At 59.2% G+C, this 4,775-nt stretch carries 4 protein-coding genes; all 4 read left to right on the forward strand.

Annotation, left to right across the window (positions count from 1 at the left end; genetic code table 11):
* Positions 1-1,155 (forward strand): undecaprenyl-phosphate glucose phosphotransferase (locus AC1D1X_RS15870; protein WP_477698624.1); only part of this gene is annotated, 1,155 nt, incomplete at its 5' end.
* Between the two features lie 20 nt (positions 1,156-1,175).
* A complete protein-coding gene (epsL, locus tag AC1D1X_RS15875) occupies positions 1,176-2,375 on the forward strand; it encodes an XrtB/PEP-CTERM-associated polysaccharide biosynthesis outer membrane protein EpsL (protein ID WP_477698625.1) in 1,200 nt (399 codons plus the stop codon).
* Positions 2,341-3,366, forward strand: a complete 1,026-nt coding sequence (gene epsE, locus AC1D1X_RS15880) for a polysaccharide export protein EpsE (protein WP_477698626.1) — start codon at positions 2,341-2,343, stop codon at positions 3,364-3,366. Before epsL ends, epsE begins: the two co-directional genes overlap by 35 nt.
* Before the next feature lie 3 nt (positions 3,367-3,369).
* Positions 3,370-4,767 carry a chain length determinant protein EpsF gene (epsF, locus tag AC1D1X_RS15885; protein WP_477698627.1) on the forward strand — a complete coding sequence of 466 codons (1,398 nt, stop codon included), beginning with the start codon at positions 3,370-3,372 and terminating at the stop codon, positions 4,765-4,767.
* Positions 4,768-4,775: the final 8 nt, after the last annotated feature.

Below are 4,775 nucleotides of genomic sequence, written 5' to 3' on the forward strand. Positions count from 1 at the left end.
TTTCACTGGATATGGATTGCCGGCTTGTTGCTGCTGACGGGTTTTGCCACCGAATATTTCTATAAATTTTCCATGACGGTACTGGTTAACTGGCTATGGGTCGCGCCGGTTGCCCAGGCGGGTGCGCATGTGGCTCTGCGTGCTGCCGCTCCGCAGTTGCTGAAATTGCAGGGGGCGGTTCGGGGTGCTGTCATCGTCGGTATGAACGAGCAGGGCGTTTCTCTGGCCCGGCACATCACAGGTTCGGCGTATTCGGGCATTGATTTGAAGGGTTTTTTCGACGACCGCGGGGAAGACCGCAGGGAGTCACAGGATGACTACCAACTGGTGGGAAAAATTGACGACCTTCCGGCTTACGTCAAGCAGCACCGTATCCAGTTTATTTATCTGTCCTTGCCCATGGCATCGCGGCCGCGCATCCTGCAGGTGCTTGATGGCCTGAAGGACACCACAGCGTCGATTTATTTTGTCCCCGACATGTTCATTACCGACCTGATACAGGGCCGCAGCGATTCGGTCTGCGGGGTCACGGTGATATCTGTCTGCGATACGCCGTTCCGGGGTGTCAGCGGCGTACTGAAGCGGGCCAGCGACATCGCGCTGTCACTGCTGATCCTGTTGCTGATTTTTCCGGTCATGCTGGTGATCGGGATCATGGTCAAGCTTGACTCTCCGGGGCCTGTCATTTTCAAGCAGCGGCGCTATGGCTTGGACGGTGAGCAGATTCTGGTCTACAAGTTCCGGTCCATGGCTGTTACCGAGGACGGTGGCACGATTCAACAGGCTCGCAAGAATGACATGCGGATCACCCGCCTGGGCGCTTTTCTGCGCAAAACCTCGCTCGACGAATTACCGCAATTCATCAACGTATTGCAAGGGCGCATGAGCATCGTCGGCCCGCGACCGCACGCCGTGGCACACAACGAGATGTATCGCTCTCTCATCAAGGGCTACATGGTTCGCCACAAGGTCAGGCCCGGCATTACCGGCTGGGCTCAGGTGAATGGGCAGCGCGGCGAAACCGACACGCTCGACAAGATGCAGTCGCGTATCGATTGCGACCTGGATTACCTGCGCAACTGGTCGCTGCAGCTCGATTTTTTCATCATTCTGAAAACGATCYGCCTGGTCTTCAAGGACAGTGCGGCTTACTAAAAGCAAAAAAAGGACAGCTGATGCCTCACCGCGACCTCCTTCCCATTCCGCTCTTGTTGCTGAGCCTGTTTCCGTTGGCGGTGCATGCCGATGAGCTTGACACCCTTCAGTTCAAGGCCGGGCAATCCGTCACGCACGACAGCAATGTCTTCCGGTTGTCCGATACAGCGAATGCCCAGGCATTGATAGGAACCACGGACCGCGCGGACACAGTTTCGGTGACGACAGCAGGTTTTAAGATAAACAAGCCTTTCGGGCTTCAGAGATTTGAGCTCGACGCTGGGGTCGAAGACCATCATTACAGCCGCTTTTCCAATCTTGATTTCACCGCGGTGAATTACGCCGCCGCCTGGCGCTGGAGTTTTACGCCGGCCTTGCATGGCAACCTGACCTCCGACCGGCGGGAATTTGTCGACAACACGGCCGACGTCCAGAACTCAGGTCAACTCAATCGCCGGACCAACCGCTCGACCGTGTTTGATGCGGAATACGAGCTCGATGGTGCGTGGCGGCTGGTTGGCGGACTTTTCGAACGCACCAGCACCAGCAGCCAGCCCTTCACCTTTGAAGGCGACTCACGAATTCGGGGAGCCGAGGGCGGCGTACGCTATGTCTTCCCCTCGAACACTTCCATGGCTTATCGCTATAAGCGGGGCAACGGTGACTATCCGGGCCGGGTGCCGTCGCCAACGTTTGCGGGGAGCTTTACGGATACTGAGCATGAGGTTCGGCTGGACTGGGCGCCAACCGGAAAAACCACCCTGCGGGCGCGCTTGTCCCACCTCGACCGCGAGCACGATGGATTGGCTGCGCGGGATTTTTCGGGTTTTACCGGCCAGCTTGATGCGACCTGGAACATCACGGCAAAGACAAGCCTTGCCGGAGGCCTGGTGCGGGAACTGGGCAGCTATCAGACTTCTACAGCCAGCTATTACGAAGGCTATCGCTTCTTTATCGCGCCGACCTGGAAGCCCAGCGAGAAGACGGCCGTTCACCTGCGCTATGACCACGGCGCACGCGACTTCCGGGGGCCTTTGCCGGGCTTTGCCGCAACGGACCGCCACGACACCAGCAATCTGGTTTCCCTGGCACTTGAGTGGCAGGCGCTGCGTGCCCTCAAATTGATAGCTTCAGTGCAGCGCGACAGGCGCAAATCCACTGAGCCGGGTTTTGACTACACCAGCAATGCCTTTGGTCTTTCAGCACAAGCGAGCTTTTGATGGAATCCTTCAACCAACCCCGCTTTCAGGCGCCGGCGTGGCCCCAGCCTGCGGCGTCCTTTACAGACATTTTGCTTTCCGAAAAGGCGACAACAAGATGAAATTCATGATTCGTAACTTTCCTCCGGTCTTATTGGCCTTGCTTCTGGCGATGACGGTTCCCGCGTGCGCCCAGCCGGCCGCATCAAGTCAGTCTGCTGCAGTGACAGCTCCGGTTGCGCCCGTTGCACCGGCTGCTGCCGGTGCTGCGGCTGTGCCGACCAACCAGGACTATCGCCTGGGCGCCGGCGATTCCATTGGCGTGCAGGTGTACCAGAGTCCGGATCTCTCGGTCGACGCACGGGTATCTGAAAGCGGCGTGATCAGCTATCCCCTGATTGGCAGCGTTCAGCTGGGTGGCCTGACGATTGGAGAGGCCGAGAAGAAAATTGCAGATGCCTTGCGCACCGGCGGTTTCGTTAAGGTACCGCAGGTCAACATCGTCCTGCGGCAGGTACGGGGCAATCAGGTCGCCGTGCTGGGGCAGGTAAGCCGCCCGGGCCGTTTCCCCCTGGAAACATTCAACACCCGTGTCAGCGACATGCTGGCTGCTGCCGGCGGTGTGACCCCTACGGGTGACGATGTACTGATCCTGACCGGCCAGCGTGAGGGTAAGCCGTTTCGGAAAGTGATTGATATTCCGGCACTCTTTCTGAACGAGAAATCAGATGAAGACATTGTGCTGGCGGGCGGAGACACGCTGTATGTCAACAAGGCGCCGATGTTTTATATCTACGGCGAGGCACAGCGCCCCGGACCGTACCGCATCGAGCGGGGCATGACCGTGATGCAGGCGCTTGCCCAGGGCGGCGGACCCACGGTGCGCGGCAGTGAAAACCGGCTGCGCCTGCATCGCCGCGACGCGGCGGGGAAGGTCGTGGAAACAACCCCCCGRCTCACCGACCCCGTTCGCGCCGAGGATGTGATCTATGTTCGTGAAAGCCTCTTTTAAATCATGACACTCCATCAATTCCTGCTGATCCTGCGGGCCCGTTATCGGGTTGTTGTGCTCGTCATGCTGGTGGCCATATTGGCCGCGCTGGCCGTCAGCCTCGCGCTTCCCCGCAAGTACACCGCCCAGGCCGCCGTACTGGTTGACGTGCGTTCACCTGATCCGGTTGCCGGCGGCGCGGCCTTGCCCGGCCTGGTCGCACCCAGCTACATGGCGACACAGGTGGACATCATCGGCGGTGACCGTGTGGCCCAGCGCGTGGTGAAAATGCTCAAGCTGGATGAAGATCCGCGCACCAAAGCCCGTTGGCTTGAGGCCACCGATGGACGCGGGTCGCTGGAGAGCTGGCTGGCYGAGTCCCTGCAGAAGGGACTGGATGTACGGCCCGCGCGCGAAAGCAACGTGATCAACATCACCTACAAGGGCAGCGATCCGGATGTCGCCGCCACTACGGCCAATACTTTTGCCCAGGCCTATCTCGATACCAATCTGTCGCTAAAGACGGAACCTGCCAAGATCTACGCCGAATGGTTTGATGATCAGACCAAGGCATCTCGCGCGAAACTTGAGGAGGCTCAGGCGCGCCTGTCGGAGTACCAGCAGAAGGCCGGTATTGTCAGCAGTGACGAGCGTGTGGACTACGAGACTGCGAAGCTGGGGGAAATTTCTTCCCAGCTCACGACTGTGCAGGGCGAGACTACCGACAGCCAGAGCAAACGCAGCTCCCGCGGAGATACCGTCGCTGAAGTCATGCAGAGTCCCCTGATCAATGGCCTGAAGGCCGATCTTTCGCGGCTGGAGGCCAAGGTACAGGAAATCAGTGTGCGCCTCGGGGCTAATCACCCTGAGCGGCAACGCGCTGAATCCGAACTGGCCGCTGTGAAAAGCCGGCTGGCAACCGAAACTGCGCGCATCACAGCATCCATCGAAACAACCTACCGCGTGGGCARAGACCGGGAGCGTGAACTGCAGGCCGCGGTGGGTGCACAGAAAGCGCGTGTCCTCGAACTGAACAAGCAGCGGGACGAGCTCAATGTATATCGCCGCGATGTCGAGTCGGCCCAGCGCGCTTTTGAGGCTGTCAGCCAGAGTGCATCGCAGACACGCCTTCAGAGCCTGAGCAACCAGACCAATGTTGTGCGGCTGAACATGGCAACGCCTCCTGTCAACCCTTCGAGCCCGAAACTGCTGGTGAATCTGCTGGTCGCTGCTTTTGGCGGGACGTTGCTCGGCATTGCATGCGGATTGCTGCTGGAACTGGCCAACCGCCGCGTGCGCTCTGCCGAAGACCTTGTGCAGATATTGGGCCTGCCTGTGTTGGCAAGCATTTCTTCGGATGGAGGAAGCGGCAGGCTTCCCGGTTCGCGCCGCCTGATGCTAGGCAATGGAGGGACAGCATGAATAGAAAC

Source organism: Polaromonas sp. P1_G4 (assembly GCF_056405475.1).

Bases quoted from the DNA above. Each gene is read 5' to 3' on its own strand.
- epsL (WP_477698625.1), top strand. From the start codon at position 1,176: ATGCCTCACCGCGACCTCCTTCCCATTCCGCTCTTGTTGCTGAGCCTG.